This is a genomic window from Sphingobacterium psychroaquaticum, assembly GCF_004421025.1.
Classification (GTDB): domain Bacteria; phylum Bacteroidota; class Bacteroidia; order Sphingobacteriales; family Sphingobacteriaceae; genus Sphingobacterium; species Sphingobacterium psychroaquaticum.
Window position 1 is genome coordinate 2,656,956 of record NZ_CP038029.1, and the last position, 22,481, is coordinate 2,679,436.

The 22,481-nt window shown below is 42.0% G+C and carries 16 protein-coding genes; 2 read left to right on the plus strand and 14 right to left on the minus strand.

What is annotated here, in order from left to right; all coding sequences use genetic code 11:
• Positions 1-8: 8 nt before the first annotated feature.
• The 7 genes from E2P86_RS11260 to pheT form a co-directional block, all read right to left on the minus strand.
• The gene (locus E2P86_RS11260; RefSeq protein WP_134433058.1) at positions 9-3,656 is read right to left on the minus strand and encodes a SusC/RagA family TonB-linked outer membrane protein; all 3,648 of its coding nucleotides are present in this window, start codon (positions 3,654-3,656) and stop codon (positions 9-11) included.
• 124 nt (positions 3,657-3,780) lie between these two features.
• Positions 3,781-4,761, minus strand: a complete 981-nt coding sequence (locus tag E2P86_RS11265) for a FecR family protein (RefSeq protein WP_134433060.1) — start codon at positions 4,759-4,761, stop codon at positions 3,781-3,783.
• A 67-nt stretch (positions 4,762-4,828) separates the two neighbouring features.
• The gene (locus E2P86_RS11270; protein ID WP_134433062.1) at positions 4,829-5,449 is read right to left on the minus strand and encodes an RNA polymerase sigma factor; all 621 of its coding nucleotides are present in this window, start codon (positions 5,447-5,449) and stop codon (positions 4,829-4,831) included.
• Positions 5,450-5,559: 110 nt separating this feature from the next.
• Positions 5,560-7,119, minus strand: a complete 1,560-nt coding sequence (gene rny / locus E2P86_RS11275) for a ribonuclease Y (protein ID WP_085471511.1) — start codon at positions 7,117-7,119, stop codon at positions 5,560-5,562.
• 338 nt (positions 7,120-7,457) lie between these two features.
• Complete coding sequence (locus E2P86_RS11280; RefSeq protein ID WP_085471510.1) at positions 7,458-7,748, minus strand: cell division protein ZapA; 291 nt, start codon at positions 7,746-7,748, stop codon at positions 7,458-7,460.
• Positions 7,749-7,797: 49 nt separating this feature from the next.
• A complete protein-coding gene (locus E2P86_RS11285; RefSeq protein ID WP_085471509.1) occupies positions 7,798-8,106 on the minus strand; it encodes a hypothetical protein in 309 nt (102 codons plus the stop codon).
• Positions 8,107-8,143: 37 nt separating this feature from the next.
• Complete coding sequence (gene pheT / locus E2P86_RS11290; protein WP_134433063.1) at positions 8,144-10,537, minus strand: phenylalanine--tRNA ligase subunit beta; 2,394 nt, start codon at positions 10,535-10,537, stop codon at positions 8,144-8,146.
• Positions 10,538-10,716: 179 nt separating this feature from the next.
• Between pheT and purL the strand changes: the two genes are divergently transcribed.
• Positions 10,717-14,382, plus strand: coding sequence for a phosphoribosylformylglycinamidine synthase (purL, locus tag E2P86_RS11295; protein WP_134433065.1), 3,666 nt, complete (start codon positions 10,717-10,719; stop codon positions 14,380-14,382).
• A 49-nt stretch (positions 14,383-14,431) separates the two neighbouring features.
• On the opposite strand, the gene E2P86_RS11300 is transcribed toward purL, so the two are convergent.
• Together E2P86_RS11300 and E2P86_RS11305 are read right to left on the minus strand one after the other, a co-directional pair.
• Positions 14,432-14,926 (minus strand): hypothetical protein, encoded by a 495-nt coding sequence (locus E2P86_RS11300; RefSeq protein ID WP_134433067.1) that lies wholly within the window; start codon positions 14,924-14,926, stop codon positions 14,432-14,434.
• Between the two features lie 1,283 nt (positions 14,927-16,209).
• Positions 16,210-16,509 carry a GIY-YIG nuclease family protein gene (locus tag E2P86_RS11305; protein ID WP_134433069.1) on the minus strand — a complete coding sequence of 100 codons (300 nt, stop codon included), beginning with the start codon at positions 16,507-16,509 and terminating at the stop codon, positions 16,210-16,212.
• Positions 16,510-18,056: 1,547 nt separating this feature from the next.
• Here E2P86_RS11305 and E2P86_RS11310 point away from each other — a divergent pair.
• Positions 18,057-18,485: a nuclear transport factor 2 family protein gene (locus E2P86_RS11310; protein ID WP_134433071.1), complete on the plus strand. Its 429-nt coding sequence runs from the start codon at positions 18,057-18,059 to the stop codon at positions 18,483-18,485.
• Positions 18,486-18,664: 179 nt separating this feature from the next.
• Here the strand turns inward: E2P86_RS11310 and rpsU are convergent, their stop codons facing one another.
• From rpsU to E2P86_RS11335, 5 genes are all read right to left on the minus strand, one after another.
• On the minus strand, positions 18,665-18,856 hold the full coding sequence (gene rpsU / locus E2P86_RS11315; protein WP_085471504.1) for a 30S ribosomal protein S21: 192 nt from the start codon (positions 18,854-18,856) through the stop codon (positions 18,665-18,667).
• Between the two features lie 96 nt (positions 18,857-18,952).
• Entirely contained in the window at positions 18,953-19,519 is a 567-nt protein-coding gene (locus E2P86_RS11320) for a Crp/Fnr family transcriptional regulator (protein ID WP_085471503.1), read from the minus strand.
• 54 nt (positions 19,520-19,573) lie between these two features.
• Positions 19,574-20,338 (minus strand): siderophore-interacting protein, encoded by a 765-nt coding sequence (locus tag E2P86_RS11325; RefSeq protein WP_134433073.1) that lies wholly within the window; start codon positions 20,336-20,338, stop codon positions 19,574-19,576.
• 16 nt (positions 20,339-20,354) lie between these two features.
• A complete protein-coding gene (gene ribB, locus E2P86_RS11330; RefSeq protein ID WP_134433075.1) occupies positions 20,355-21,032 on the minus strand; it encodes a 3,4-dihydroxy-2-butanone-4-phosphate synthase in 678 nt (225 codons plus the stop codon).
• 7 nt (positions 21,033-21,039) lie between these two features.
• Positions 21,040-22,215 carry an MFS transporter gene (locus E2P86_RS11335; protein ID WP_134433077.1) on the minus strand — a complete coding sequence of 392 codons (1,176 nt, stop codon included), beginning with the start codon at positions 22,213-22,215 and terminating at the stop codon, positions 21,040-21,042.
• Positions 22,216-22,481: the final 266 nt, after the last annotated feature.

Here is a 22,481-nt window from a genome sequence, read left to right on the forward strand (position 1 = left end):
TTTAATGATTAAAATGTTATGTTGACTTTAAATCCTAGCGGTATCGCCCATGGCGTTACATTATAGCGCTCTATACCTTGTTTAAAGCTTCCGTCAGCTTCCGGTTGAAATGCCATCTCCGGATCGATACCTACTTTTGCCTTTGTCCATAAAATAAGATTACGGGTATAGACGCCTACATTTCCATTAGCAATCCCTAAACGGTTCAACCATTTTGCGGTTAAGTCATAGCTTACAGAAAGCTCCCGGAGTTTAATGAATGAAGCATCAAAGGTAGAGGCGTTCATAAAATCCCACGGGTAGTTATCGCTATAGGAGATATACTTCGTCCCGGAGCCTCCAAGATTTTCCGTATATCCAGTAATATTTCCACTGCCATCATATTGGGCAATCACTCCAGGATTGAAAACGCCGAAGTTTCCTATCGTCCCCCCTACATTAATCGGATATCCACCATACTCCTCACTTGGCCCACCAACAATAGGGTATCGATTTCCTTGAACGCGCACCAGGTCATTATCAATTAAGTAATTCCGCAACGCATCACCGGTCAAACCTTTTGGGTTAACCAGTTGATCTAAGAAACGTTGTGTCGTGAGATTCGATTCAAAATAGCGGTAGGTCTGCGACATGAATTTACCACCAAAGCGCATGTCGGCGCCCAAATGCATCGTCCATTTTTTATAACGCAAGCTCGACTGTATGCCCATACTGAAATCGGGGTTGAAGTTGCCTATCTTATTGCGACTGTTATTGATACGGATGGCTTGCCAGCTACCGTTCTTATCGAGGATCGGATAACCAAAATATGGAGACGAAGGATCTTCGACCGTCACCAGCTTTGAATCGTACAGGTCACCAATCTCTTCTCCGACATATGTACGTGCTCCCCCGCGGCCATCGGTCCAGAAGGTATAAAATTCTGCTCCTTCCGAAAGCTCATCAATTCGCGTACGGTTACGATGCCAATTGACCCCTAAATCCCAGGTCCAGTTTTCCTTCTCAATCGGCCGCCCACTTAATGCAAGCTCTATCCCTCGGCTACTCAACAGTCCGGCATTGATTTTCTTACCGTTGAAACCACTAGATCCAGGTAAGGTGGTTGAAAAGATCTGATTTCTATTTTTCAGTAAATAATAGGTTCCCTCAAATTTCAGACGATTGCGCCATAATCCGATATCCGCACCTAACTCGTAGGAGGTGGCAATCTCAGGCTTCAGATCAGGAACAAAGAGTGAACTCGACCGCGTGAGGCGAAGCACGCTCCCCCAACTACCCGGGTTAGAGAGTACGTTAGATAATGAATATGGACTTGTATCATTTCCGGCACGAGCGATACCACCACGTAATTTCAAGATGCTGATCGCTTGTGGTAAGCCAAAAATTTGGTTCGCTAACACGCTCAGGGATGCCGAAGGGTAAAAGTAGGAACGATTATCGACAGGCAATGTACTGGACCAATCGTTACGCCCTGTTACATCCAAATAAACCATATCGCGATAGCTTAGGTTCAATAAACCGTAAACGCTATTTACGACCCGTTCAGACATACTGCTAGCGAAATCAAGGTTAGCCGGACTGATGTTGGAAAGGGTGTAAAGCTCCGGCGTAATCAAGCCCGTACCGTTCTTAGATGCGTTGCGCACGTATTTGTTTTTGGAATAACGAATATTACCTCCAACGGAACCGCCGATATCAAAATGTCCCAAGTTCTTCTTGTAAGAGGTTAAGAAATCGATATTCTGCTCCATGCCCATTAGGTTAACAATTCCGTAGGCACCGCGGGGCTCATTCGTATAACTAAAGGGGATTTTTGTCTCTCTGTTTTCCCAGAAAATATCGTTGGCATAACGCACCATTGCCGTCCAATCCTTCTTGATCGTCCAATCGAGACGGAGGTTTCCAAAAGCACGATCCCGCACAAATGCATTGCTCACACCGTAGGCGAGAAAATACGGGTTATTGTAATTACCCTTGGATTGGGACTTTTGTTGGATTCCTTCCTGCGATGGCAACCAATAATCCTTTAGGTCTAAGATATCAATATGAGAAGAAACCTCATAGGCAGCCTGCATCGGGTTTGCACCGCGGTTTCCAGCGGGACGATTATTGGAATTATTACGACTCATATCTAACGATACGCCTAACGATAGGTTATCGCGCAGGTGCATCGTGGAATTTACATTAATGGTGTTCCGAAAGAGATCAGAATTTGGAATAATTCCTTTGTTGCTCAAGTTTGAATACGAGAAACGATAATCCAGCTTTTCACTACGGTTTGCCAAGGAGATACCATTGGTGCTGGTAATCCCCGTTTGCACGAAATTTTTGATATTATCTGGATGAGACTTAAGCTCTGTTGGAATAGGGTTTCCATTTTCATCCAACGGGCTGTTCCATTGAATAGCTTTGTAGCCTTTATCCAATGCTGGACCAACACGGTAGCTCGATCCTTCCTCAATCTTTAGGTTTCCAGAAATATCCCCTGGTTTCCAAGGCATCGTCCCACTCGCAAATTTATTGTGCGTATCGATAAACTTATAAGGAATATCGAAAACGGTGTTGCTATTGACCGAAATTGTCATCTTCTCGGCGTTCTTTCCACTTTTGGTGGTGATTAAGACAACGCCATTTCCCGCGCGGGAACCGTATAGGGCAGCAGCACTCGGTCCTTTCAAGACTGAAATGCTTTCAATATCATCAGGATTGATGCTTGAAATGGCATTTCCATAATCGACTTTATTATCTCCTCCTATCTGACCAACATTATTCAATTGGTTCATGATGGGCACGCCGTCAACAACAAAGAGTGGTTGGTTATCTGTACTTAAGGAGGAGGCTCCGCGAATGACCATACTGACCGTGGATCCTGTTGGTCCAGTGGTACTGATGCTAACACCCGGTACTTTTCCAGCCATACCCGTAAGGAAATTATCGTTGTTCATCCGACTTACATCGGCACCTTTCACCGTACCCACGGCATATCCCAAAGATCGATCTTGTCGTTTGATGCCTAAGGCTGTAACGACAACTTCATCGAGCTGGCTATTCTTCGGTGCGAGTGTAATGGTCCGTAAATTGTTGTTGTTTGCCTGTACCGACAATCCATTTACCTGCTGACTTTCAAAGGAAAGATGATTCACAAGGATATTATAATCGCCTGCAGGAAGCTTGGTTTCGGCCATACCTTCCGCATTGGTCGACAATACACGTCCTAGCGGGAAAATATTCACCGAAGCTGCTGCAATAGGTTGCGACGCTTGATCGGTAATACGTATTTTCAACGTATAAGTTTCCTGTTGGCTTTTCCGATGTAAAACTACACCTCCTGCCACGCGATTAAACTGGACGCCTGTGTTCTGAAGAATGTAATTCAATACTTGCTCGAATCCAGCATTTTCAAAGGCGCGTGCCCGCACGGATACAAGCTCGAGTTGAAGTAGTTTTTTATCGTACCCAATGCTCTCTCCTGTTTGTTGAGAAAGACGTAACAGCGCTTGGGCGGCGTTCCCTTCAGGAACATTAAAATTAATCCGGTCGGCAGGAACCTGTCGACTTTCAGTAGCCGTGCTCGCAAAGGCAATCTGGGATGGCCCAACGAGGGAAAGTACAGCAAGTGAAGCGGCTAGCTTCGTAAGCTTAATAATTTTATACATATATTTGCACAAATGTTTTTAACATGAAATTGGATGGTGCCCACTGGTCGATTTAGCGGTTTGCCAGTGGCGCTCCTTCTGAGGTTTAACAGCTTGCGTCGCGACCTCTTTTTCTTAATTCGCTCTACGGGTATAGTGTTACTTCATTTTGGGTCCTCCTGAACTTTAACTGGTGAATATTACAGATCATCTGTAGCAACTGATCTACGGACTGAACTTGTGGTATAAGCAGTGAATAACTAAATGCTTTGGTATCCTGTGTGTCGTATTTTAAAACTACGCCATACCGGTTATAGAGCAATTCGCTCAACTCCTCAAAGGTAGCTCCATTGAGAAAAATCCCCCCTTCGATCCAAACATTACTGTACTGTGGATTACTGTCAAAAGGTTGGAATGTGGCATTGGTCTCGTTATAATGTAACCCCTTGCCTGCCGTCAACAGGTAAGTATGATCGGGTTTACCGCCATCGACGCGTACCCGCCCTGTCTTGACATCAATCGTTATCTGTTTCGCTGAAATCGAATGGTTTATATTGAAAGAGGTACCCAATACTTCTACCCCTAGCTTTCCAACTTTAATAGAAAATGGATGTAGACTATCTCGTTTAACTGCGAAAAAAGCTTCTCCCTGATCCAAATAGATTTGACGTTTGTTCTTAAAATTCTTCGAGTCAAAACGTACTTTCGCATTTCCATTGAGAAAAATAGTAGAACTATCTGGTAGTTGTAATTTCTGTAGCTTACCAATGGGCGTTGAAAACTCGGTCAACAAAGGGGGCTGATTTTCTTGTAGATGGAACAAGTTTCGTAGTTCGGTCCGAAAAAATAAACTTCCAGATAGACCGAGAACGACTATAGCCGCCGCAGCGCTGACCCAGCGTCGCATCTTAATAAGACGTGTATTTTTATGCTGCTGCTGGAATTCCACTGGCATTTTTGCCCAGATTTCAGCCTGCATGCGAAGTCGTTCTTCGTTGCTCTTAAATGGAGGGATTTCATCTTCTGAAATATGATCGAACCAACGATCCACATTTTTCTTTTGTATATCAGGCAGGATACCTGTTTGATATTGCCGTATGATCTCTTTGAACTTTTCTAATTTCACCAGTATGCTGTTATTTTGATACTATTACAGGTGAAACGACCGAAAGTACTTTAAGAAACCATTTTGTTTATGTTAAGAAATGATGAAGCGTGACGGTGGTAATAAACATAACGGTCATGGTATCTTGCTCATTAAACCGTTGGGTAAGTTCTTTCTTTAGGATTTTCTTAGCGTCGGATAAGTAATTTTTAACCGTTTGTTCTGCCAGGTTCAGGTCTTTTGCAATCTGTTGGATCGAGTGGTTATCACTCCGCATCAGGTATACGGCTTGCATTAATTTGGGTAATCTAGCAACCGCTTTGTCTACCACTACTTCTAAGGCTTGGTAATGTGCGAGGGATCCTGTATCTAATAGCTGGAGCACATCCATACGTGCGAACATATTGTCCAGGACTTCTTTACGTACACGCTCCGTTGCATAATAATTGAGTACTTTATTTTTAACGGCTTTATGTAGGTATGGGCGTAAGGTAGTATAATCGTCCTTGAGCAAATGACGTTTTTCCCAGATATGTATATAGACTTCCTGAACAATATCTTTGGATTGGTCAGTATCCCGTAAATGTCGATAAGCGACTGTATACAGCTCCTCCCAATAGGTATTAAAAAAATAAGTGAATGCCGCTGGATCTCCGTCTTTAAAACGAACCAGATAGTGAGGTTCAAGGTTGGTATGGCTGCGATTCACACCACAAAGATAAAGCTACAAGGTTATGTTAATATTAAGTTTTCAATTAAGTAAAAAACAAAAAAACTCAAGCTTATGGCTTGAGTTTTTTTGTACAATATGCTTATTATTTATTTTGCGTAAGAAACAGATCTTGTTTCGCGGATAACCGTTACTTTAATCTGTCCCGGATACGTCATCTCTGTTTGGATACGGTTAGAGATATCTGCTGCCAGAATCTCTGCCTGTGCATCCGACACTTTCTCTGATTCAACCACGACGCGAAGTTCACGTCCTGCTTGAATAGCGAATGTTTTCTCTACTCCTGGGTAAGATAGCGCTAGCTCTTCCAGCTCTTTCAAGCGTTTGATATAGCTCTCTACCACCTCACGACGCGCTCCAGGACGTGCTCCAGAAATCGCATCACAGGCTTGTACAACAGGTGAAATCAACGAAGTCATCTCGATTTCATCGTGGTGGGCACCAATTGCATTACATACCTCAGGGTGTTCTTTATATTTCTCTGCAAGCTGCATACCTAAGATTGCGTGTGGCAATTCCGGGTTATCATCAGGCACTTTACCAATATCGTGTAGTAATCCGGCACGTTTCGCTAGCTTCACGTTTAAGCCTAACTCTGCCGCCATCGTTGCTGCAAAATTTGCTACCTCACGCGAGTGTTGTAATAAGTTCTGACCATAAGATGAACGGTAGCGCATACGACCTACCATACGGATCAACTCCGGGTGTAAACCATGAATACCTAAATCAATAGCTGTACGTTCACCGATTTCAACAATTTCGTCTTCAATCTGTGTACGTGTTTTTGCTACGACCTCTTCAATACGCGCCGGGTGAATACGTCCGTCCGTCACCAAACGGTGCAACGATAAACGAGCGATCTCGCGACGTACCGGATCAAATCCAGAAAGGATAATTGCTTCCGGTGTATCATCTACAATGATCTCTACACCTGTAGCAGCTTCCAACGCACGAATATTACGTCCTTCACGACCAATGATACGACCTTTGATCTCGTCATTCTCTATATTAAAAATAGAAACTGTATTTTCAATAGCCGACTCGGTAGCGGTACGTTGAATGGTTTGAATAACGACTTTCTTCGCTTCTTTAGAGGCTGTAAGCTTCGCTTCATCTACGATATCTTTAATCTGAATTACCGCTTGAGAGCGCGCTTCTTCACGTAATGAACTAACTAATTGTTCTTTTGCTTCATCAGCAGACAAACCAGCAATGCTTTCTAATTGCTTGATGTGCTGATTTTTCAGTTGCTCTACTTCTTCCTTTTTCTTCTCGTTGACCTCTACTAACTGATCGAGCTTTTTATTCTTCGCGTCCAGATCTTGCTTTTCGCGATTCAGGTTTTCCATTTTCTGGTTCACCGATTGCTCTTTCTGGCGAATAGAATTCTCTTTCTGAACAATACTGTTATTCCGTTGATTAACCTCTTTTTCGTGTTCTCCTTTCAGCTGCAAGAATTTCTCTTTTGCTTCTAAGGCACGTTGTTTTTTATAGTGCTCTCCTTGTTGCTCTGCGTCTTTAATTATACTATCTGCTTTCTCTCGGGCGGACTGTTCCTGCTTTTTGAATAACATTTGTAGCAAGTAACGTCCAATAATCACTCCGACAATAAGCGAAATTATGATCGAAATTATTGTTGTTAACTCCATTTTTATCTATTTGTTTATAATATTTTACACCTTTTAATCAAACCCTCGGGGCGTCATTTGCATCTTCAATTATAGTGTGTAAGCTATAGAAGGTTAGTATAGCTTTATTGAAGAATTGCCGTAAAAAAAAACCGCAATTAAATATACAGGTCCCATGTATTATTAAACTTCGATTACACATGATTTGAGCAATTGATCGTGACCTAGATGGCTTACGCAAAATGGCCTACATCTTTGTTCGCTCGTGATATTGAAGCGTTAAGTTTAAAATAGTGACAACCCGAATTTAATTGCGGCAAATTCGTCGTTATAAAGCTCTAATAATAAAGAACGATATGTTATTTTCTAAAGAAATCGTTTAGCAAGTTATCCAGTTCATGAACGCGATCTTCTAAGCCTTCTTCGCTTTGTTGCGCATTGCGTTCCGCTTTGATCATGCCCGTTGCATACTGCAATACACACATCGAAAGCAGATCCTGCTTATCGCGAACTGCATAATTGTCCTGCAATTCCTTTATTTTTTCATTTATCAATTTCGCAGCATGTCGAATTACTTCTTCCTCTTCCGTTGTTACCCGTAACGGGTAAACACGGTCTGCGATATTTATTTTTATGGAAATCTCTCCCATTTTTTTTCGAGCTTAAATAACCTTTATAGACTTTTCCCTAATCCTATACCTACCTCAACAAGCCTATACATTTGTCTATTTCTCGCACAAAATCGTTAATTTTTTGTTTTGTGTCAAGTATTTTTTCATTTATTGCGTCTCTATCTACGTCCGACTCATCCAAAGTTTTCGCAACTGCCATAGCCTTAAGCTTTTCCTCCAACTGATGACTTTTATCAGTGCTTGTCTGAAAGGCTACCTGAAGGGATTGAACTTCCAACTTCAGCAGATCATTCTCTTCTTGAAGAGCCTCGCACAATTGAATAAGATTTTTCGTTTTCTCAACGATAACATTCATTTGTGAAGATAGTGTCGCCATATAATCTCTCGCAATTAATTTATTTCTTACTTAAAAACTAGCGCACCGAAGCACCAGTCTCCTTCTCAAAGTTAAGAATTAATTTTTTAATAATCGTTTCAATTTGTTTGTCATTCAACGTTTTTTCCTCGTCTTGAAGCACAAAGTTCAACGCATAGGATTTTTTACCTTCCGGCAGCTTATCTCCCTTGTATACATCGAAGATATTAACGTCTTTCAAAAGCTTGCGATCCGTCTTTATCGCAATAGTTTTCAACTGCTCAAAGGTAATAGCATCGTCAACCAAAAGCGCTAAATCTCGGCTTACCGCAGGGAATTTGGAAACTTCCTGAAACTTGATCACATTCTTACGGATCGTCTTGATAACAAGATCCCAATCAAACTCCGCAAAGAAAACAGCGCCGTCAACATCTGCTTTTTTCAAATTAGATGCCGATACCGCACCAAATGTAACCAAGGCCTTCTGCCCTTTCATATACGTCAACCCGTAATCGAAATAACGATTATCAGCTTCTACCGTTTGTAAACCTTGAATATTCAAGCGTCTTACAATCGTATCAACAGCAGCTTTAATATGGTAGAAATTTGTTTTCTTATCCGCCACGTTCCATTGACCTTCCACTTGATGTCCGGCAATACAAAGCGCCATATTTTGCTTTTCCTGATACCCTTCTGCTGTTCTGAAATACGTTTTACCATATTCAAAATACTTCGCATCTGGGCTTTTACGCTTCTGGTTGTAAGAAACAGAAGTCAATGCAGAGAACAACAGGTTTTGACGCATGGTATCTAAATCCGAACTCAACGGATTAACCAAACGTACAGCCGTCTCTTCATCGTCAACAAAAGATAGCTTTGTTAACGAGTTGTTCAAGATTTCACGGTAACCATTAGCGATCAGTAAATCAGCAACCTGATTCAGAACAACCTCTTTATCTGGCTTCTCACTTGTATTTAATGAAGCTTTGATCTGCGATTTAAGTTCAATATTATTGTACCCATAGATACGAAGAACTTCTTCAATAACATCCACCTCACGTGTTACATCCACTTTGTATGGCGGTACATTAACGACCAGCTCCTGCGCATCTTCTTTTACGACTTCAATACCAAGCGAAACGATGATCGCACGAATTTCTTCTGCTGGAATATCCTTTCCGATAAGTTTTTGTACACGACCGTAGTTTACCGTAAATGTAAATGGCGCAACCGGACTTTCATATATATCCGTTACCACAGAAGAAACAACACCTCCAGCAACCTCTTGAATCAAGAGCGCCGCTTTCTGCAAGGCATACACCGTTATATTTGGATCGGTACCACGCTCATAACGGAAGGAAGAGTCTGTTTTCAACCCTAAGCGCTTCGATGTTTTACGCACCGAAACGGCATTAAAGTATGCCGACTCCAGGAAAATATCTGTCGTTGTTTCGCTTACGCCAGAATGCTGACCACCAAATACACCAGCAATACACATCGGTTTTTCCGCATCCGCAATCACTAAATCTTCTGCTGTAAGTTTACGCTCTACGCCATCCAAGGTAACGAATAATTCGCCTTCTTTTGCTAAACGTACAACAACCTTATTATCAGCTATCTTACTTAAATCAAACGCATGTAACGGTTGACCTAAATCGTGTAAGATATAGTTCGTGATATCAACAATATTATTGATCGGACGAATGCCGATTACGTTTAATTTTTCTTTCAGCCAATCCGGAGATTCGCCCACGGTAACACCCGAAATATTAACGCCAGAATATCGTGGTGCTGCTGCCGTGTTGTCGACTTGCACAGCCGTATGTTGCTTATCGCCTGCTTTAAAAGTGGATACATCCGTCAACGTGTATGGTTTTCGGAAATAAGCCGCCATATCGCGTGCAACGCCAAGGTGAGAAGCCGCATCGGCACGGTTTGGTGTAAGTCCGATTTCATAGCGGTAATCGTCCTTTATGTTATAATAATCCTTTACGAGGGAGCCAACGACTGCATCTTCACGCAATTCAACGATTCCAGCGTGCGAAGAACCAAGACCGATTTCATCCTCACCACAAAGCATCCCTTCGGATACTTCGCCACGAATCTTAGATTTGGTAATCTTAAACGGCTCACCGCTTGTCGGGTGACAGGTTGTGCCTACCGTCGCCACGATAACCTTTAATCCTTCACGCACATTGGGTGCGCCACATACAATATGTAAAAGCTCAGGTTGCCCAACATCGACCGTCGTAACTTTCAACTTATCTGCATTGGGGTGCTGTGCGCAGGTTTTTACCTCACCCACAACTAGGCCATCTAAACCACCAGGAATGCTTTGCACTGTTTCCAATACCTCTACCTCCAAACCAACATTCGTCAATATCAAGGAAAGCTCTTCTGGGGTTTTATCCGTCTCTATATAATTCTTAAGCCAATTGTAGGAAATATTCATCTCAAAATTGTTTTAATGCACAAAGATAGAATTTTGTCACGAAATGAATAGGCCAAAAGTCAGCTATTTGTTAATAAATTAAAATATACATAATAACATATTATTAGCTCGTTGAATAGTAAAATATTGCGTATTTTTGTGCTTTGATTAGAAGAACGTTTAAAACACAATAGTATCTAATGATTCATTTCTTTGTGAACCCCAGCAACATCGTTTACGGTGTGCAAACGCAACAAGACCTATCTCCTGAAGATATTTCGAAATTAAACTGGCTCTTTGGCAACGCTAAAAAGCTGAATGAACAAACCCTTACAGAATATTATGTAGGCCCACGTGCTGCCATGGTTACACCTTGGAGTACCAATGCAGTTGAAATAACGCAAAACATGGGTATACAAGGTATTATCCGTATCGAAGAGTTCGAAAAAGTAGCAGCTGACTACAGCGACTTTGACCCTATGATTTCGCAGAAGTTTGATGCATTAACACAAGATTTGTACACCATCAATATCGCACCTGAGGCCATTCAGGATGTATTGGATATTGCGGCGTACAATACGCAAGAAGGTTTGGCGCTGAACGCGGAGGAGGTAGAATACCTAAACAACCTATCCGTTAAAATTGGGCGTCCATTGACAGATTCTGAAGTTTTTGCTTTTTCACAGGCCAATTCTGAGCACTGCCGTCACAAAATTTTCAACGGTACATTCGTTATCGATGGTGAAGAGCAACCTACATCACTTTTCAAGCTAATTAAGAAAACATCGGAAACGAATCCAAATGAGATCGTTTCTGCATATAAAGATAACGTGGCTTTTATTAAAGGCCCTCGTGTGACACAATTTGCACCGAAAACAGGTGATAAGCCTGATTTCTATGTAGAGAAGGAGTTTGACTCCGTTATCTCTGTAAAGGCTGAAACACACAACTTCCCAACGACTGTTGAACCTTTTTCGGGTGCGGCTACAGGTTCGGGGGGTGAGATCCGCGACCGTCTGGCTGGCGGACAGGGATCGCTTCCTTTAGCAGGAACAGCGATCTACATGACGGCTTATTCGCGCTTGAACGAGGAACGTCCTTGGGAAAAAGCAATGGATGAGCGTGCATGGCTTTACCAAACACCGATGGACATTTTGATCAAAGCGTCGAACGGAGCTTCCGATTTTGGAAATAAGTTTGGACAGCCGTTGATTACGGGTTCTGTATTAACATTTGAGCACGAAGAGAATGGCCGCAAGCTGGGTTACGATAAAGTGATCATGCAAGCTGGCGGTATTGGTTACGGTAAATTAGACCAAGCGAAAAAACATACGCCTAAAACGGGTGATAAAATAGTTATCCTGGGTGGTGAGAACTACCGAATCGGGATGGGCGGTGCTGCTGTTTCTTCGGCAGATACTGGTGCTTTTGGCTCGGGCATTGAGCTAAATGCGATCCAGCGTTCAAATCCAGAGATGCAGAAACGTGCTGCAAATGCTATCCGTGCATTTGTAGAGTCAGATAATAATCCAATCGTTTCCATCCATGACCACGGTGCAGGTGGCCACCTTAACTGTTTATCTGAGCTAGTTGAAGAGACTGGTGGTCTGATTGATATGGATAAACTACCCGTGGGTGACCCTACCCTTTCTGCGAAAGAAATTATTGGTAATGAATCCCAAGAACGTATGGGCTTGGTGATTGCGGAACGTGATATCGAGCAGCTACAGGTTGTTGCCGATCGTGAACGCGCGCCAATGTACACAGTGGGTGACGTAACAGGTGACCACAGATTTACGTTCCAATCGAAGTCATCCGGAGTAAAACCGATGGATTACGATTTAGCGGACTTCTTTGGGTCTTCGCCGAAGACGATTATGAACGACAAGAAGGTGGCTTATAATTATGCAGGCCTTTCTTATGATGTTAAAAATGTACCAACATATGTTGCACAGGTTCTAAAACTAGAAGCTGTTGCCGCGAAGGATTGGTTAACAAATAAAGTTGACCGTTGTGTGGGTGGTCGTGTAGCGAAGCAACAATGTGCTGGTCCGTTACAATTACCATTGAACAACGTTGGGGTCATGGCGCTAGATTATAAATCGACTGAAGGTATTGCGACCTCGGTTGGACACTCACCATTGACGGCATTGGTTGACCCGACTGCGGGATCACGCAATGCTATCGCGGAAGCGTTATCAAATATTGTTTTTGCTCCTATCAAAAACGGATTGGCAGGCGTCTCTTTGTCGGCTAACTGGATGTGGGCTTGTAATAACGAAGGTGAAGATGCACGTTTGTATGAAGCCGTTAAAGGATGTTCTGATTTTGCGATCGCTTTAGGTATCAATATTCCGACAGGAAAGGATTCGTTGTCGATGAAACAGAAGTATCCTAATGGCGAAAATGTAATCGCACCGGGAACATTGATTATTTCTGCTGGCGGTAACTGTACAGATATCAATAAAGTAGTTGAACCTGTATTATCGAAAGAGGCTGGTTCAATCTATTACATCAACCTGTCTAAAGATACCTTTAAGCTCGGTGGTTCTTCTTTCGCACAGATCAATAATAAGATCGGAAACGAAGTACCGACTATCCAGGATGCAGCATATTTCAAAACGGCTTTCAACACGATTCAACAGTTGATCCTAGACGGCCAAGTGGCTGCAGGACATGATGTGGGTTCTGGTGGTTTAGTTACTTCTCTTTTGGAGATGACGTTTGCTGATGTAAATTTAGCGGCACAATATGATCTTTCAGGCTTAAATGAAAGTGATTCCGTAAAAGCTTTATTTAACGAGAATATTGCGGTTGTACTACAAGCGAAAGAGGACCGCACTTTTGAAGCGGCTTTTGCGCAAGCGGGTATCGAAGCGATAAAAATTGGCCAAGCGACAACAGGAGCTGATGTTACGATCGTCAACAACGAAGATTCGTTTGTATTTAATGTAAACGAGACGCGTGATGTATGGTTTGAAACCTCTTACTTATTGGATACCAAACAATCCAAAAATGGTATGGCGAAAGCGCGTTTTGAGAATTATAAAAACCAACCATTGAATTATGTTTTCCCAACATCTTTTGATGGTAAGCTTCCAAAACATACAGGTGCACGCCCTAAAGCAGCGATCATCCGTGAAAAAGGATCTAACTCGGAGCGCGAGATGGCGAATGCGATGTACTTAGCTGGATTTGATGTGAAGGATGTACACATGACCGATCTTATCTCAGGCCGTGAAACGTTGGAAGATATTCAGTTTATTGGTGCTGTAGGGGGCTTCTCGAACTCGGATGTTCTTGGCTCGGCAAAAGGTTGGGCTGGTGCTTTCCTTTATAATGGACAGGCTAAAAAGGCATTGGATAATTTCTTTGCTCGTCCGGACACATTATCGGTAGGTATCTGTAATGGTTGTCAGCTGTTTATGGAATTGGAGTTAATTAACCCGGATCATGCGGTACACGGAAAAATGCTACATAACACCTCACAAAAACACGAATCGAACTTTGTTTCTGTAAAGGTACAGGAGAACAATTCGGTGATGTTGAAAACGTTGGCAGGTAGCACGCTTGGTGTTTGGATCTCGCATGGTGAAGGAAAATTCAAGTTACCGCAATCAGAAGATCAATACGATATTGTAGCGAAGTATGCTTATGCAGAATACCCGCATAACCCGAATGGTTCAGACTTTAATACAGCGATGATGTGTGATAAAACGGGACGTCACTTGGTTACGATGCCGCATATTGAGCGTTCTACGTTCCAGTGGAACTGGGCTAATTACCCGGCAGGTCGTCAGGATGAGGTTACCCCATGGTTAGCGGCTTTTGTAAATGCTAGAGTTTGGTGCGAATCGCACAAATAGAATATATAAGTCATAAAAAAAGCGAGCCTCGGCTCGCTTTTTTTATAGATTAAAAGTCTTTATCATATGTTCTGTTCCAATGCTTATTGCTATCCAACGGCGTTGCTTTTACCTTGTACTCCAGACGGACACCGTTAAGACGTCTCTTTTTTATACGTTGATTAACCTCATTGATAAAGGCTATCTTGACCACACGGTACGTTCCAAAGCTTGTACCCGCAAAGGTTTTGTCGTCTAAGAATTCTTCGACCAATTCAAAGTCGTAAAAGCAACCGAGGTAATCTTTCCAAAAAAGAACAGGGTTATCTTCTTTGTGGTTATATGCGCTCGCTTCATAGCATTGCTCTTCGGCGGGGTCAACCTCAAAAAATGCCGCTAATACTGTATTGGTTTGATCGACCATCTCCTGTCCTACCGCTGCGTCTGTGATGGGAACAAAAGAAATAAGATCATCTTCCTCTAACACATCAAACAGCGTATGATTGGTAAAGCTCGAAATCAAATCGGGCAAAAGATCAACCAAATCGTTATACATCTTCTTCATGCCGCAAAATTAGGCATTTTTTTTAAGAGTATGGAGGTTGATGAACGGACTGTATAATCGTTATATCGACTTAGAAGATAACCGTCAAGTCAACAAGGAAATGGAATCCCCCTATACGTCATATCGACGACAGGAGATAGCTATCAACTGTACAGAATAGGAAGTGTAAAACAGCCGAGAAGACTACAAAAAGTCTAATACCTTAAACGTCATATCGACGACAGGAGATATCTATCAACTGTACAGGTGAACTAACTAAACCGTTACAACAATCTTTAAAACGTTGTCATAGATCCCTCCTCGTATGCTCGTTCGGGATGACGAATAGGAAGTGTAAAACAGCCGAGAAGATTACAAAAGGACTACCAACTTAAAACGTCATATCGACGACAGGAGATATCTATCAATTATACAGGTGAACTAACTACACCGTTACAACAGTCCAAAAAAACATTGTCCGTAGATCCCTCCTCGTATGCTCGTTCGGGATGACGAAAAGGAAGCATAAAACAGCCGAGAAGACTACAAAAAGACTAATACCTTAAACGTCATATCGACGACAGGAGATATCTATCAACTGTGCAAGGTTAATTAACCACACTGTAAAAACAATCTTTAAAACATTGTCCGTAGATCCCTCCTCGCATGCTCGTTCGGGATGACGATTACGTTTAAAACAGCCGAGAAGACGGCAAAAGGGCTACCAACTTAAAACGTCATATCGACTACAGGAGATATCTATCAACTGTACAGGTTAACTAACTGCACCGTTACAACAGTCCTTAAAACATTGTCCGTAGATCCCTCCTCGCGTGCTCGTTCGGGATGACGATTACATTTAAAACAGCCGAGAAGACGGCAAAAGGGCTACCAACTTAAAACGTCATATCGACGACAGGAGATATCTATCAATTGTAGAAGGTTAACTAACTACACCGTTACAACAATCTTTAAAACATTGTCATAGATCCCTCCTCGCATGCTCGTTCGGGATGACGATTACGTCTAAAACAGCCGGGAAGACTGCAAAAGGGCTACCAACTTAGAACGTCATATCGACGACAGGAGATATCTATCAACTGTACAAGGTTAACTAACTACACTGTAACAATAGTTCTTAAAAACATTGTCCGTAGATCCCTCCTCGCATGCTCGTTCGGGATGACGATTACGTTTAAAACAGCCGAGAAGACTGCAAAAGGGCTACCAACTTAAAACGTCATATCGACGACAGGAGATATCTATCAACTGTACAGGTTAACTAACTAACCTTTACTTGACGATTACCAATTTTCTATATCTTGCCACAAGTCATTCCAACTTGGGTTTGATTCATTAATCAACTTATTCTTTTTCTCACGTCTCCATCCTTTCAATTCTTTTTCTCTATTAATTGCCTCTTCAATAGACGAATAAAATTCGTAGTATACACATACCGTAAGGTTATATCTTGATGTAAAAGATTTCTGATAAGCTTTTGTCCTATGTTCTCTCACACGAAATAACAAATCTGATGTGACACCGATATATAGTGTGCCCCTATTAATATCGGTCATTATATAAATACATCCTCCTCTTTCCATCTTCTACGTTTTACCTCAAAATACAAAAATTGAAATTAAACTAGTCCTTTCTATACGATATTGTCCGAATCCAAAGTATTTTGCAGACCATTGGTCACGTAACACTAGTTCAGACGAGAATTGAGAGAAAGAGAATGTCGAAAAACATTGTCGTAGATCACTCCTCGCATGCTCGTTCGGGATGACGAATAGAAAGTGTAAAACAGCCTAGAAGACTACAAAAAGTCTAATACCTCAAACGTCATATCGACCACAGGAGATATCTATCAACTGTACAGGTTAACTAACTGCACTGTAAAAACAATCTTTAAAACATTGTCGTAGATCCCTCCTCGCATGCTCGTTCGGGATGACGAAAAGAAAGAATAAAACAACCGAGAAGACTACAAAAGTCTAATACCTTAAACATCATATCGACGACAGGAGATATCTATCAACTGTACAGGTGAACTAACCACACTGTAAAAACAATCTTTAAAACATTGTCGTAAATCCCTCCTCGCATGCTCGTTCGGGATGACGATTACGTTTAAAACAGCCGAGAAGACTACAAAAGGGCTACTACCTTAAACGTCATATCGACGACGGGAGATATCTATCAATTGTACAGGTTAACTAACTGCACTGTAAAAACAGTCCTTAAAAACATTGTCGTAGATCCCTCCTCGTATGCTCGTTCGGGATGACGAATAGGAAGTGTAAAACAGCCGAGAAGATTACAAAAAGTCTAATACCTTAAACGTCATATCGACGACAGGACATATCTATCAATTGTAGAGGTGAACTAACTGCACCATTACAACAGTCCTAAAAACATTGTCCGTAGCCCCCTCCTCGCATGCTCGTTCGGGATGACGATTACGTTTAAAACAGCCGAGAAGACTACAAAAGGGCTACTACCTTAAACGTCATATCGACGATGGGAGATATCTATCAATTGTACAGGTTAACTAACTGCACTGTAAAAACAGTCCTTAAAAACATTGTCGTAGATCCCTCCTCGTATGCTCGTTCGGGATGACGAAAAGGAAGTGTAAAACAGCCGACAAGACTACAAAAAGGCTACTACCTTAAACGTCATATCGACGACAGGAGATATCTATCAACTGTACAGGTTAACTAACTACACCGTTACAACAGTCCCAAAAAACATTGTCCCTAGATCCCCTCCTCGCATGCTCATGCTCGTTCGGGATGACGATTACGTTTAAAATAATAAGATTTACAGTGGTGGCAAAAGAGGCAACAAGAATACTATAACATCCAAACAGCAAGACTTTTTTCATACCACCAACGCAACCATCCACACCCTTTCATCGTCTACTTTTCAGATATACACCTACAAGAAAGAAAATAACTTTACTTATCTCGAAAATATGACACACTCATTCACCGAAAAAAAATTGGTTTTCACCGAAAAAAGTCCTGCATTGGTCTATTTACCGTTTCGCAGCCACGACAACCACATTACCTTTGAGTCATCAATAAAGCAGTAACGAAGATATTATCAGTATAAAACACTAAAAACATTTAAAAACTTAGAAACCATGAAAAGAACAGTAACAACCCTTATCGCAGCAATGATTATGACCATGTCATTTAGTTCATTTGCATCTAGCACAGCTAATCCGCTAAAAAATCTTAATTCAGCCCGTATTCTATCGACCTATGTCGAAGCGATTACACTTGGCAATACAGATTTCAACAAGCACCTTTTTGCAGACGATTTTGAGTACCGCAACTCCAGCAACAACGACAAGTTCAACAAAAAGCAATACACCGATTTCTTAAAAGCAAATAAAGGTTTACAATACAATTGCGAAACAACACATGAAATCATGGATGAAAGTGGAACTGCTTGTGTTGCTAAAGCTATCATGAAATTTGAAAAATTCACCCGAATCGATTACATAACACTTAACCACTGTGAGGACGGCTGGAAAGTAAGCAAGGTCGTAACAACATACAGCAAGTAGTTAGGTGGGTAGATAGTCGTTGGTCGTTTAGAAGAGGCTCCAGTCCAGTAGCCTGCAAAAAAAAGAGAGACAAAGTTTTGTATCTCTTTTTTTTATGCCTATATCCAACACAAAAAAAGAGAGATGTTATAAACATCTCTCTTTTATATTTTATACAAAGTACAACGTACTTCTATAAATTAAACCGTTTCTTGGTTCAATCCTTGTTTGTAAATCGCTTTTTTCACTTGGGTACGACGAGTTACGGATTTCTTCTCGTATGCTTGACGTGAACGTAGTTCGCGCAACACACCAGTTTTCTCGAATTTCTTTTTGAAACGTTTCAACGCTCTGTCTAAAGATTCTCCTTCTTTTACATTTACGATAATCATGCTATTATATACCTCCTTTCGTGCCCTTTAAATTTGTGAATGCAAACATACGGAGAACGATTGATATAACAAAATATATTATCAAGTAATTATGACCTACCGTTTTGACTTTAACCGACTCAGTGTTTCCTGCGAAATCCCGAGGTAAGACGCTACAATCCTATTGGAAAGACGTTGCACAATAATGGGATCGTCAGCGAGCAATTGGCGATATTTCGACAATGCATCCTGCACATACATCGACATAAGTCGTTTCGTGTTCGTCACATAAGCACGCTCCAGGTACTTCCGGTAAAAAGCTTCCCAAGCGGGCACAAGAGCTAACAGTTCATAAAAATTATGATGTGATATATATAATATCTCACTCTCTTCGACCGCCTGTACACATTCTTCCGCAGGCTGTCCGGTGATAAAACTCATTAAAGCCGTAGCAAATTGATTTTCAAACGCAAAGTATCGCGTAGAATCCTGCCCATCATCTCCAACAAAAAATATTCGTAAACACCCCTTTAAGACAAAGAAAGTTCGTTGACTGGTATCTCCATTAGACAACAATAGCTCGTTCTTTTTCACCTTTAAAGGTTTAAAGTACGACAAGATAGTTGTTAGCTCTGCATCGGTTACCGCTATTTGATTTCTGATATATGCTGCTAATTCTTCCATTTACCTAAACTCCTGTTCGTGGCAAATGTAGTAATAAAAAAGAATGTGAAGCTTTTACTTATCCTCCTTACGCCTTGCACTTGACTCATCCTCGGCTTCTCCTGCCTTCCAGTACGATGTGATATACATACTCGAAGCTTCCCTGTTCGCTATTCCTCGAAAATATTCACGCAATACCTTAGCCGTATTATACTCCGCTGCAACGTATATAAACCGGCTCGGGTCGGTATTCAGAATATCGTAGCGTTCGACCACCTCCGCTAGCTTACTCCCCTGCTCTGGTTCCGGATTATGCAGCCAATGGATTCGTGTATCATTCATATCCGCCAAATATGCTTCATCGGCCGTACCATGTACTTCCATAATTACTTCAACCTCCGTCGCTGCCGGTAATTGTTCTAAAATAGCACGAATTACAGGCAATGCCGTTGCATCCCCAACGAGCAAGTACGATTTTGCTTCAGGCACAAGCGGTCTTACACTTTCTTTCATACCGACCTCCAGCATATCCCCAGGTACAGCGTGCATCGCCCAAGCCCCAGCCGGTCCATTCTCCCCATGCGCTACGAAGTCAATCCATAGCTCGCGGTTCACGAAATCAATGACACGGTTTGTATAAGTTCGCATGACCATGTCTCCCATTTCCTTGTCGTTCTTTTTCTGCGGCACAAATAGTTTATTGTTAGACCCCGCACGTACCCCAGCGAGTAATTCGACGTGCTCATCCGACAGATGAAAAATCACTCGAATCATATGGGGAGTCAGCTGTATTTTATCTTTAACGGTAAATAAAGACCGTATCTTTTTTGTTTCATTCATCCTTTAAACTCCTTAATTATACAACGTCCATCACTTGAGGTTTATTTTCTATACCTGCTATGGAGCTTCGATATGCGACAATATCTGCAATCGATAGAACAGGCATATTATGCGCCGTAGCAAAAGCCATGACCTCAGGCAAACGTGCCATTGTTCCATCATCATTCATCAGTTCACACAACACCGATGTCGGCTGCAAACCAGCAAGCTTCATTAGATCTATGCTTCCTTCCGTATGACCATTCCGTGCCAAAACGCCATCTGGATGTGCTCTCAGTGGAAAGATATGCCCAGGACGTACCAAATCCGTTGGTTTGGCTGTATCCGCTATTGCAGCTTGAATCGTCGCAATTCGGTCTGCTGCCGATAGCCCTGTCGTTGCCCCTACGCGTGCATCAATAGATATGGTAAACGGTGTTTGAAACAGACTCGAATTATCCCTCACCATATAAGGCAATTCCAATGCATCGGCCTTCTCTTGCGTCAAACATAGACATACAATACCGCTACAATAGCGAATCATCAACGCCATATCATCGTGTCTCATCTTCTCTGCCGAAAAAATAAGATCACCTTCATTTTCACGGTCGGCATCGTCAACCAACAAAATTCCATGCCCCTTTTTCAACGCATCTATTGCTGCTGCTATTCGTTGCTCCGGTGTTTCTCCGAACGGCCTTAAATTATCCTCCATATCGTTCTTACTTTTTATTAAACATCAATACAACAACAGATAGCGCACAGCTGATCGCACCGAACAGGTACACGGTTTGATAATCAAACCAACCCGCAATCAACCCTGCAATCGGTCCTGCCAGACCTAAAGATAAATCCACAAAAGCAGCATATGCCCCCAATGCGGTACCTCGCATTTGTGGTTTCACCTTCTGAATTGCCAATACCCCAAGCGCTGGAAATACCAATGAAAATCCAATCCCCGTAAGCCCACATCCAATAATCGCCAGTTCTTTACTGGAGGATGTCCAGATGAGGAGCTGACCTACAATCTCGATTAGCAACGAAATAAAGGCAATTCGATATCCGCCAAAGCGATCCGGGAAGGACGCAAAAAAGATACGCGTTAGTACATAACAGATACCAAAGGCAATAAAGGCCATAGAGGCATCCCCCCAGTTGTTCTGTGTAAAGAAAAGTGCAATAAAAGAAGCCATACAGCCGAAAGCCATCGAAGATAAGGCCAAGCTCATCCCCTGTCCCGAAATGGCACCAATCACTTTGTAAAACGGCGTGCGCACAAAGTCTTTCTCTACAGCAATTGCCGGCAGCTTAATCGAAGAAAACCAGCTCACGAATGGCAATAACAAAATGAGCACGAAGGCCGTCAACGCGCCATAGGCGCCGGTCAACCAGATACTTAATGGCGCGCCAATAGCAATACCAGCATACATGGCAATACCATTCCAGGTCATTACTTTACCGGAGTTGGAAGGCCCGACCAAACCAATTCCCCAGGTTAAAGCTCCCGTAACCAAAAAGCTTTCACCCACACCATGTATGATACGGGCTAACAGCAGTAATACTAAAGCCAATATGCTATTTCCCTGAAAGAGAACAGCTGCTACATAGGCGATTCCGGCAACAACAGCCAAGACAACACCTGTCATCTTACTTTGTTTCGCTCCTTTAGTATCCGTTACCTTGCCCGAGTAGGCACGCGTTAACAAAGTCGATAGCGATTGTAATCCGATGACCAACCCCACGACAATGGAATCAAATCCGAGGTTCTGCTGCACAAATTTAGGCAACACGCCTAGTGCAATTCCAATAGTGAGATACACGCCAAACACCGATATAATAATTGGTGTGAGGGCTTGATAAAAATTTATAGTTTTTCCTTTTTCTAATGTTACACGCATGATATTTACTTTGAATTTTATTTCACCAGCAAATGTCCGCGAGTTTAATAGGAAAAACTTTGACTTATGTCAAAAAAACAGGTTCATGGATTTCCTCCTTTCAAGAGAAATCCAATGGAATAACGATGGCTGCGCGGTAATCGAGCATAAAATACATCGGCTTTTTCGTAGTTTAGGATTAAATACGATGGACTGACGTTAAGAAAAACAGAAAAATGGTCTAGAGCTTAATGTTCAATTGTCTGTACCAACTTTTAATTTACAAC